Consider the following 8,542-nt stretch of genomic DNA (forward strand, 5'->3'; position numbering starts at 1 on the left):
TCCAGGCAGATCGTTTGGTTTTCACGAATCAGCTTTGTGGACAGCTTGTGCAGGAAATCCTGCCGGGTGTTGCGGATTTTCTCATGCAGACGGGCCACCTTGATTCTTGCTTTTTCACGGTTTTTCCCATCCTTTTTCCTGCGGGAAAAGATGCGTTGCCAGCGAGCAAGCTGCGATTCATACCTGTGTAAATATTTCGGATTTTCGACAGGCGGTTCCCCGTTCGATAGAATCGCAAAATGCTTGATGCCTAAGTCTACACCGACATGTTGATGGACCTGAGGCAACGGCTGAATCTCCACTTCGCATAGAAGGGAGACAAAATACTTCCCCGATGGATGACGGCGAATCGTAGCGGAAAGAAGACGCCTTTCGATCTCACGACTTTTCGCAAAGCGAACGAACCCGGGTTTCGGCAACTTGATCTGATTGCCTTCTACCGCAAGATGTCGCACAGACGTTTGAATGGCAATGGAATCGACTTCTTTTAGCCATTCATACTCTTTTTTAATGCAGGAAGTTGGGCGGAACATGTCCCATATGTGAGGCCTTTCCCTGTTTCTTTGTACGTATCATTCCACGATGCGAGGAAATGGTTGAACACGAATCGGCAACATCCGATGGTTTTGTGGATGAGCGTTACCTGTTCCACTGTAGGGTAGAGACGAAACTTGAATGCTCTGTGCCGTTTCATTCGTTTTTCCCCTCCTTCGATTGCTTATATTTTACAAAATCGAAGAAGGAAAGAACAGTCGGACAATTGAGAGGGGGAAGACCCTCCCTTGTCCGAAGCCCATTCATCCCCACTTTCACTTCACTTAGAAGTGGGAGTCTTCTCGGCTGATATGATAAATACTGGGTCAGTCCATACGTAGCGAGCACGGTAAAAATTACGCCGGAGCTGACCAACAGCCAAAGATTCTGATTGAGTTTCAGTGAAATGCGCTTCAAATCTGCACCTCAAACTTACAGCCAATGCCCCGGACTGTCTGAATAAGGCCGGCGTGCTCGCCCAGCTTCATCCGCAATGTTTTGATGTGCGTATCCATCGTTCGTTGCTTTTGTCCGGTTTCACTTGAGAATACGGATACATCTTCCCCCGGTAAATCCCCCCGTCCATGTCCGCCAATCCACAACTCTTTGCGATCCGGCATAAGCAAACCGCCCATCGGTGACTCATTCATCCGAAACGTACGTGTAACCCGCCGGTCCGCAAGCGCGATTTCCCGCAGGGTGGCATCCTGCAAATCCACCACATACAGGAGATTTTTTTTCTCATCAAGCAGCATAGTAAGAGGGGATGGCCCAACTTTAATTTCGCCTTTTTGCTTTCCGTCCAGCGTATGCGCTTCTTCCTCGTTTTTTCCATACAACAAAACAGTATGCCGGTCCGGCAGCAACAACATGCGTGCAAACGAGAAGTCCGGCTTCCAGGTTGCCACTGTCTTCCCGCTCTCTGTCTCCAAAAAAGAGACGGTTTTCTCCCGAACATTCGCTACCGCCAGTACGGAATCGGAATCAGAAATTCTGGCGAACGCCGACGGTTGGCAGCCGGCTAAAGCCAGCCAAAGAAACGCTAAAAGCAATCCGAACGCCGGGTATTTTTTACTCATTTCAAAAGCTCCTTATTTAGGATTACGTCTTTATTATAATGAATAATTGTGTGGGATTTGTGAAATGCAGGATTGTCCGCCCGATAAATAACGAAAAAGGGGTGGAGATAATCTCCTACCCCGTTTTTCGCTATACAGGCGGTTTGTTGTTTAAGCTTTGCCATAAATACAGAGAAGCAAGAGTTTCATACGGAAACCACCGTGCACTGATTTCAAGCATCTGCTTCTTATCGGGTAACTCAGCGAAGCCATAATGCAGTTGGATGGCTTTTTTAATGCCTAAATCATCCACCGGAAATACATTGAGTCGCCCCATTCCGAACAGTAAAAACATTTCCGCCGTCCACCGGCCGATGCCTTTTACCCGAATCAGTTGACGGACAACTTCATCATTTGATGCGGATGTCAGCGCCTCAAGCTGCAGGCGCCCATCCGCGCAAAACGCGGCGAGATCTTTTATATAAACAACTTTCGAACGCGATAGCCCAAGCTCCCGAAGCGCCTCTTCCGGAGCGGATAGAATGACTTCCGGCTTCCATTCGCCGTTAAAATAACGCAGCACACGCTCCGAAATCGCAGCAGCCGCTTTCACAGAAAGCTGCTGGGAGACGATCGATTCACACAGCACCGCAAAATAATCACTGCGCGGCCGCCACGGATATGGGCCGTACATCTCGATTAGCCGGGCTATTACCGGATCGGCCTCTTTAAGATATGCCATGCCTTCCATTATCGTTCGCTCATTCATCACTTCGCTGTTCATATAGAGCTTTTCCTTTCCTCCCGCAAAAATTCGGTTAACGTATCCTGCTTGGCCCAATAAGCAATGGATGTGTTATTTTTTTTACTGCCGGGACGACGGACAATAAAATCGTTTCGATATGGAATAATTTCAATGATGCTTCTGTCCTTTTGCATAATCTTTAAAGTTGCTCCTTCACCGGCTGGCTCTTCCATCTTCTGAACGAGCTTCGCATTGTTAAACAGCGTTACGATCCATTCCTGTTCTTCTCCGTTCAGCAACCGCTCCTCACCGCCTGTGGTCTGCAGTGTAATAGCGCTCACCTCTTCCGCCCTGAGCGGCTGGTGCAGATGATCATTAGAGTAATACTTTTCGAGGCGTTTTAGCCAGCCGTTCGGCAGACCGAACAAGAAAACCAGTACAACAACAATGAGATAGCCAATCCATTCCGCATAGGAAATTCCAAAAATCATGATTTTCTCCCCTTTTTGCACATACTTGCCAGTTATGTCTGCAAACAGTTATTTTTCCTTCATTATATAACAATCGAAATAGAATAAAATCATCGTTAACTCCTCTAACTCTCTCATTCACCTTTTTGCTATTTTTCACTTTCATATTGACGTCCGTACATTTTCATGGCATATTTCTAATTAGGTTGTGAAATTTGTAACACCATATAAACCTTCAGGGCAGGGTGAAATTCCCGACCGGCGGTGATGGGGCTTCGTGCTTCTCAGTCCGCGACCCGAACGCAAAATCAGCAACCGCGCGTTTGGTGGATCCGGTGCAACTCCGGGACCGACAGTATAGTCTGGATGGGAGAAGGGAGAACTTCATATGAGAGGAAAGGTACGCAGAACAGCGTTTTTGTCGCTGTTGTCGACCATCGGATTTCTGCTAATGTTTGTAGAAATCCCGTTGCCGATGTTTCCGGCGTTTCTGAAAATCGGCGTAAGCGAAATTCCGGCACTGATTGGCGCTATTTTATTCGGGCCGTTGGCCGGAGTAGCGGTGGAACTAATCAAAAATATTCTGCATTTCTTGCTGACCAACCAGGGCGGCATGGCTGTAGGAGAGTTGTCCAATTTTGTGGCAGGAAGTACGTTTGTTGTGGTTTCTGTTTTGCTTATGCGCAAGCTGAAGCAAAGCAAAGTGAATTTTTGGCTGGGTATGGCGGCCGGCACAACCGCAATGGCGATCGTAATGACAATAGCCAACTATTTTGTATTTATTCCGGCATTTGCCTATGTGTTAGGCATGTCCGTTCAAGATATTGTCGGCTGGTCGCAGGAAGCGAACAGCAGCATTACAAGCCTGTGGGCGCTTGTAATTTATGCCATCCTTCCATTTAACCTGATTAAGGGACTCATCGAAGCGGTCATCACGTATCCGATTTATAACCGCCTGCGTCCTGTACTGCAGGGCAAATAAGATGGACGGCGTAATTTCGTTTCACAACCTGACAATAAGGTAACGATTCAAGGCTTCTACTGCCCAGTGGAAGCTTTTTATTTTGAAATCATAAATTTTTTTCTTATCCCCCTCAAAAAAGGACAACGCATACGAATATATGTAGCAAAGAATATGGACGAGGTGACATAACCATGAACCGGATGGAAATCCTGATTAACTCGGCAGATGAAATGCTGGAAACAATGCAGACGCTGCAAAGCGATTATCCGAATGCGATATTTGAAGGGCTTGAGTATATCGGTATCGAAAACGGGCAGCTTTCAATCAAACTTTCTTATACGCTGAATTAAACAAAAAAGACAGGCGCATACATCACCGCCTGTCTTTTTCTGTGAAAATCGTGAGAAAAGAAGGAGAGGGAGAGGAAAGAAGATCCGGGGAAGAAAAAGGCATTCGCCTTTTTCCCCATTGAAATCATTGTCTCGTTCTCCTCTTCCTTCCGTATCTTTACCCATTAAGCAAAGCAGGATGCACCCCGCTTTGCTTATGTATTAAACTTTAAATAATTGTGCACCTGTGCCAGAATCGATTTGCGGGTAAGGATCCCTATAAATGTGTTGTTCTCGTCTACGATGCATAGAAACGGATGGTTAATGGAAAGCTCCAGGCCGCGGAAGAAGCTCCCGTTTTCTCGCATCCACGCCACTTTCCTATTCATCACTTCCTCTACTTTCATCTCGCTCAGCTTCTCATACTCAATTTTCTCGATGCCAAGAATGGCATCAAGAATGAGCGACATACTGATTAATCCTTTCAGCTTATACTCCCGATCAAGCACTGGAATTGCTGAATATCCGGATTTTGTAAGAACAAGAAGTGCATGTTCCAGCGAGTTGCCCTCCTGGACAATGGCAACTTTACTTCCTGGAATCATCAATTTCTCAATCCCGTTATCCAATGATACTTGTTTCATTGTTTTTCCCATACATCCACCGCTTCCCCTTATAGAAAGTCACTTTTATCTTATTGTACCATGAAAACGTTTTCTTCGCATGAGGCTTCCCTATGCCTCTTCCACCTTTTCCAGATGGGACGTGCAGGACGGGCAACGGGTCGCCGGAATCGGAATGCTTGATAGGCAGTACGGACATTTTTTTGTTTCCGCTTTTTGCTCTGCCTGCTCCTCGTGCTGCCTTAACTCACTTAGCCTCGTGTATACCTTAACCACTACAAACAGGGACAGTGCTACAATTAAGAAATGCAGCACATTATTTAAGAAAATCCCATAATTGATAGTCGCCGCGCCCGCTCTTTTTGCTTCATCAAGCGAGGAATACGACTGCGAAGAAAGATTAATGTACAAATCAGAAAAATCTACGCCATTAAGCGCCATCCCAATAGGTGGCATCAAAATATCCTCGACAAGCGACGTGACGATTTTATTAAAGGCGGTTCCAAGCGCCACCCCAACGGCAAGATCAATAATATTCCCTTTGCTAATGAATTTCTTGAACTCCGTGATAAACTTCAAGTGACGTCCGCTCCTTTCCTTATTACATACTGTCGTACATCTATGCTTTACGAAATTTGTGAATCACCCGGCGGAATAAGCACTTCACGCGGCTTACTGCCTTCATATGGACCGACTACACCGCGCGCTTCCATCATATCGACCAGCCGTGCCGCGCGCGTATAGCCGACGCGCAACCGACGTTGCAAAAGAGAGACCGACGCTGTCTGCGCCTCACGCACCAATTCTACGGCCTGTTCATACAGCTCGTCCTCCGGCTCGTCCACAGACACGTTCTCCTCCTCTTCTCCCGGCATCATCTCCGGATGATAGCGTGCTTCCTGCTGCTTCTTGACGAAAGTTACGACCTTCTCTACCTCATGGTCACTGATAAATGCTCCCTGAATGCGTACCGGTTTGGATGCGCCCATCGGTAAGTACAGCATGTCACCGCGCCCCAGCAGTTTCTCCGCACCACCCATATCCAAAATGGTGCGTGAGTCCGCCATAGATGACACACCAAACGCGATGCGGGATGGAATGTTGGCTTTAATGACTCCGGTAATAACATCAACCGACGGGCGCTGCGTGGCGATAATTAAATGGATGCCGGCCGCGCGCGCCATTTGTGCCAGACGGCAGATTGCATCTTCAACGTCACCCGGCGCCACCATCATCAAATCCGCCAATTCGTCGACAATGACGACGATGAGCGGCAGCGGGGCAATACCTTGCTGGCGCGCTATCTCGTTATAGCGATCCAAATCCCGTGTCCCCGACTTGGCAAACAGTTCATAGCGCCGCTCCATCTCCTGCACGACTTTTTTGAGCGCCATGGATGCGCGACGCGGATCGGTCACCACCGGCGAGAGCAGATGAGGAATTCCATTATATACGTTTAGCTCAACCATCTTCGGGTCAATCATCATAAGTTTAACTTCACTCGGTTTCGCTTTACATAAAATACTCATAATGATGCCGTTTATGCAGACCGACTTCCCGCTTCCTGTCGCTCCGGCAACCAGCAGGTGCGGCATGCGTGCCAGGTTGGCGATAATCGGCTGACCGGAGATATCGCGTCCGAGCGCAATGCTAAGCTTGTCTGCCGCATCGATATATTCACGGCTTTCCAACACCTCACGAAGCGTTACAAGCGCTACTTCGTCGTTCGGAACTTCGATGCCGATCGCCGATTTACCTGGAATCGGCGCTTCCATTCGAATGCCTCGCGCGGCGAGAGCCAGCGCGATATCGTCCGTGAGCCCGACAATTTTACTAACCTTGACCCCGACGGCCGGTTGAATCTCATAACGCGTTACCGTCGGACCGCACTGGACACGCAGCACCTTGGCCTGTACACCAAAGCTTTCCAGCGTGGTGATGAGCTTATGGGCATTGCTCTGTACATTTTTCGTTGTACCGCTCCCTTTCATCGCTTTCGGTCGGTCCATCAGTGCCGGAGTCGGGAGTTTATAGGCCGGATGGTCCATCGCTTCCTCAAACGCCAGCGACACATCCGCCACCGTTTCCGGTGGCTCTTTTACTTCCGGCTGTTTGCGCTCTCGCAATTTTACTTTGATTTGCCCGCCTTCCGTTTTTACTTCCGGTTCGCCGTTCGGTAGAGAGGCTGTCTCTTCCTGTCGGTATACTTTTTCCGCAAAATCATGTACTATGATCTCGCCCGTGCGTGGCAGCCCATCCGCTTCACCGATATCCTCCGGAAATGCTCGGTCTTCGGCCTGCGGCATATTTTCTGTCTTCGCTCGTACCGGAAGCATCTCCGTCACATCTCTTTTCTCTTTCATGGAACGATTGCCGAATAAGCGCATAACAAGACTTGGCTTTCGTTCTTCAGGCTCCTCTTCTTCCGGCTCTACTTCTATCAGGTCCGCTTCATATGCTTCCTGCTCCTCACGCTCACGAAGACGCTGTTCACGCCGCTCGCTCAGCAGTGCCAGCGCATCCTCTCCCACAGCTTTTACTCTAGCTCCGCCGGCCGCAAACAGGCGACGCAGCGCAGCAAAAATACGCACATACGAGATTTGAAATGCGAGCATCAATCCAATCAGCACGAGAAACACGATAATAAGTGCTGCACCGGCTGATCCGGCTGCCGCAGAGAAAAAGGCATACCCGATGGCTCCAATTAATCCCCCGCCCACATCTGTCGTGGACGGTTTTCCTGCTTCTACCTGCTTCTTCTCCTGAAGCAGTTGTTCCCATGTGACAGCAAACACCGATTGGTCAGCGAACCTGCCTCCGGCGGTCAACTGCTCAAACAATAACATATGATTCCATACTAACAAGGAAAAGAACAGAAGAAAAATACCTACCCACCGCTGGGAGAACAAATAAGGCCATTTTCTTTTAACCATGACATAAATACCAATACCCACGCCGGTCAGTGGCAGCAGAAAATCCCAGGATCCGGCCGCAATGCGAAATACCCAGGCAAAATACCGGCCCAGCCAGCTTGAGTTCGAGAATGTCATAAGCGCCAAAAGCGACAGCGCGATGACGACGAGGCCGTATAGCTCATACCGGAGAAATCCACGGACATCCTGCTTCTTCATTCCGGCCCCTTTCCGGCTTTTCTTCTTCTTGGTCACCGGATTCACCACCTCAACTAAGTATGTATCATCATACAGGAAAAAAGGCAGCCGAACCAAACATTGGCTGCGGTTGCCTTTTTTTCCTGCACATGCGTTCGTATCGTTATTATAACACAAGGAAAACGAGCGGTCATGGTGGGGATTCTGTCGAGAATTAGGGAATAAAACAGAAAACCCCGACAACATCCGCCGACGGGGTACTCGTGCTTTCATTCAAGTATTACAGCCTGTCAAGTGCGGCCAGCGCGTAGCTAGACAGCTGATTAAACACAGGGCCTAAATTGTCAGCATTATGGTCTACGTTCAGGTTCCGGATCTCTGTTTCTTCCCCGCAGTCCAAAGAGCCCGGCAAGTCCTAACAGACCAATCCATCCCCAATCAACATCATTGTCGGTGGCTGCCGTTCTGTAATTGTTGCCTTGATACGTATTAACGTTGTTCCTGTTATTTACGTTATCATTCACACCTTCTGCAAAAACCGGTACATTTACAGCTGTAACCAGGGCTAGAGCCAATACAACAATACGAAGCTTACATAACATATGTATCACCTCCTCAAGCATTCTCTACCTTAATGATTTACCTAAAGCAGAAAAATATACATTGTTTTCTAGATCGCTTTACGAACGGGCTTGCCTTTTAGGGAAAG

Annotated in this window: 12 protein-coding genes and 1 riboswitch; of the genes, 2 read left to right on the forward strand and 10 right to left on the reverse strand. The window is 48.3% G+C overall.

Annotation, left to right across the window (positions count from 1 at the left end):
* From B2899_RS00210 to B2899_RS00225, 5 genes are all read right to left on the reverse strand, one after another.
* Positions 1-533 (reverse strand): RNA-guided endonuclease TnpB family protein (locus B2899_RS00210; RefSeq protein ID WP_414631732.1); only part of this gene is annotated, 533 nt, incomplete at its 3' end.
* Entirely contained in the window at positions 488-694 is a 207-nt protein-coding gene (locus B2899_RS18335) for a helix-turn-helix domain-containing protein (protein WP_414631733.1), read from the reverse strand. The genes B2899_RS00210 and B2899_RS18335, both read right to left, overlap by 46 nt.
* Positions 695-947: 253 nt before the next feature.
* Positions 948-1,613: a winged helix-turn-helix domain-containing protein gene (locus B2899_RS00215; protein WP_286883142.1), complete on the reverse strand. Its 666-nt coding sequence runs from the start codon at positions 1,611-1,613 to the stop codon at positions 948-950.
* Positions 1,614-1,743: 130 nt separating this feature from the next.
* The gene (locus tag B2899_RS00220; RefSeq protein ID WP_286883145.1) at positions 1,744-2,376 is read right to left on the reverse strand and encodes a DNA-3-methyladenine glycosylase family protein; all 633 of its coding nucleotides are present in this window, start codon (positions 2,374-2,376) and stop codon (positions 1,744-1,746) included.
* A complete protein-coding gene (locus B2899_RS00225) occupies positions 2,373-2,828 on the reverse strand; it encodes a hypothetical protein (protein WP_286883148.1) in 456 nt (151 codons plus the stop codon). The genes B2899_RS00220 and B2899_RS00225 overlap by 4 nt, the downstream gene beginning before the upstream one ends.
* Before the next feature lie 206 nt (positions 2,829-3,034).
* Positions 3,035-3,189, forward strand: a riboswitch (FMN riboswitch).
* A 6-nt stretch (positions 3,190-3,195) separates the two neighbouring features.
* Here B2899_RS00225 and B2899_RS00230 point away from each other — a divergent pair.
* Positions 3,196-3,789, forward strand: a complete 594-nt coding sequence (locus B2899_RS00230; RefSeq protein ID WP_286883150.1) for an ECF transporter S component — start codon at positions 3,196-3,198, stop codon at positions 3,787-3,789.
* A gap of 173 nt (positions 3,790-3,962) precedes the next feature.
* Entirely contained in the window at positions 3,963-4,121 is a 159-nt protein-coding gene (locus B2899_RS00235; protein WP_170230192.1) for a hypothetical protein, read from the forward strand.
* Here the strand turns inward: B2899_RS00235 and B2899_RS00240 are convergent.
* From B2899_RS00240 to B2899_RS00260, 5 genes are all read right to left on the reverse strand, one after another.
* A complete protein-coding gene (locus B2899_RS00240) occupies positions 4,118-4,249 on the reverse strand; it encodes a hypothetical protein (RefSeq protein ID WP_286883153.1) in 132 nt (43 codons plus the stop codon). The genes B2899_RS00235 and B2899_RS00240 overlap by 4 nt on opposite strands.
* Before the next feature lie 66 nt (positions 4,250-4,315).
* Positions 4,316-4,756 (reverse strand): cyclic-di-AMP-binding protein CbpB, encoded by a 441-nt coding sequence (cbpB, locus tag B2899_RS00245; RefSeq protein ID WP_146809346.1) that lies wholly within the window; start codon positions 4,754-4,756, stop codon positions 4,316-4,318.
* Positions 4,757-4,834: 78 nt separating this feature from the next.
* Positions 4,835-5,302, reverse strand: coding sequence for a large conductance mechanosensitive channel protein MscL (gene mscL, locus B2899_RS00250; RefSeq protein ID WP_286883156.1), 468 nt, complete (start codon positions 5,300-5,302; stop codon positions 4,835-4,837).
* Between the two features lie 47 nt (positions 5,303-5,349).
* Positions 5,350-7,569: a DNA translocase FtsK gene (locus B2899_RS00255; protein ID WP_414631734.1), complete on the reverse strand. Its 2,220-nt coding sequence runs from the start codon at positions 7,567-7,569 to the stop codon at positions 5,350-5,352.
* A 614-nt stretch (positions 7,570-8,183) separates the two neighbouring features.
* Positions 8,184-8,435 carry a WGxxGxxG family protein gene (locus B2899_RS00260; protein ID WP_146809348.1) on the reverse strand — a complete coding sequence of 84 codons (252 nt, stop codon included), beginning with the start codon at positions 8,433-8,435 and terminating at the stop codon, positions 8,184-8,186.
* Positions 8,436-8,542: the final 107 nt, after the last annotated feature.

The organism is Aneurinibacillus sp. UBA3580 (assembly GCF_002375825.1).
GTDB lineage: Bacteria > Bacillota > Bacilli > Aneurinibacillales > Aneurinibacillaceae > Aneurinibacillus > Aneurinibacillus danicus.

What these genes read in the sequence shown, in the direction of transcription:
- B2899_RS00235 (WP_170230192.1), top strand. Translation starts at nt 3,963, where the DNA reads ATGAACCGGATGGAAATCCTGATTAACTCGGCAGATGAAATGCTGGAA.
- B2899_RS00220 (WP_286883145.1), bottom strand. Translation starts at nt 2,376, where the DNA reads ATGAACAGCGAAGTGATGAATGAGCGAACGATAATGGAAGGCATGGCA.
- cbpB (WP_146809346.1), bottom strand. Translation starts at nt 4,756, where the DNA reads ATGGGAAAAACAATGAAACAAGTATCATTGGATAACGGGATTGAGAAA.
- B2899_RS00230 (WP_286883150.1), top strand. Translation starts at nt 3,196, where the DNA reads ATGAGAGGAAAGGTACGCAGAACAGCGTTTTTGTCGCTGTTGTCGACC.
- B2899_RS00215 (WP_286883142.1), bottom strand. Translation starts at nt 1,613, where the DNA reads ATGAGTAAAAAATACCCGGCGTTCGGATTGCTTTTAGCGTTTCTTTGG.
- B2899_RS00255 (WP_414631734.1), bottom strand. Translation starts at nt 7,569, where the DNA reads ATGTTATTGTTTGAGCAGTTGACCGCCGGAGGCAGGTTCGCTGACCAA.
- B2899_RS18335 (WP_414631733.1), bottom strand. Translation starts at nt 694, where the DNA reads ATGAAACGGCACAGAGCATTCAAGTTTCGTCTCTACCCTACAGTGGAA.
- B2899_RS00260 (WP_146809348.1), bottom strand. Translation starts at nt 8,435, where the DNA reads ATGTTATGTAAGCTTCGTATTGTTGTATTGGCTCTAGCCCTGGTTACA.
- B2899_RS00225 (WP_286883148.1), bottom strand. Translation starts at nt 2,828, where the DNA reads ATGATTTTTGGAATTTCCTATGCGGAATGGATTGGCTATCTCATTGTT.
- B2899_RS00240 (WP_286883153.1), bottom strand. Translation starts at nt 4,249, where the DNA reads ATGATTTCAATGGGGAAAAAGGCGAATGCCTTTTTCTTCCCCGGATCT.